Source organism: Curtobacterium sp. MMLR14_002, assembly GCF_001864975.1.
GTDB lineage: Bacteria > Actinomycetota > Actinomycetes > Actinomycetales > Microbacteriaceae > Curtobacterium > Curtobacterium flaccumfaciens.
This window is the reverse complement of the sequence record NZ_MJGT01000004.1, coordinates 1-267: the sequence shown is the minus strand read 5'-3', so window position 1 is coordinate 267 and position 267 is coordinate 1. Positions and strand designations below refer to the sequence as shown.

At 66.7% G+C, this 267-nt stretch carries 1 protein-coding gene; it reads left to right on the top strand.

The window, feature by feature from the left end; genetic code table 11:
* A partial coding sequence (locus BIU91_RS19115) for a hypothetical protein (protein ID WP_216099626.1) occupies window positions 1-186 on the top strand: 186 nt, incomplete at its 5' end.
* Window positions 187-267 lie beyond the last annotated feature (81 nt).

Here is a 267-nt window from a genome sequence, read left to right as displayed (position 1 = left end):
CTCACCGCACAGAATCGGCCGGACCAGAACCCAACGCCCGCGGTGGACAACCCGGACAGCGCACCCTCACCCTTGACCGGTGCGCCGACCGTTTCGCCCGCAGATGAAGCGGTCCCGGCGAGCAGTTTCATCACTATGGAACCCGTTGACGACGAAGCGGTGCTGACCCTCTTCGAAAAGGGATAACGTCCCCGCGTCCACACTCCCCCGACGGCCGCGGACGGCCCGCATCCGGCGGGGAACCGATCCGGGTCATTCGACTGGTGC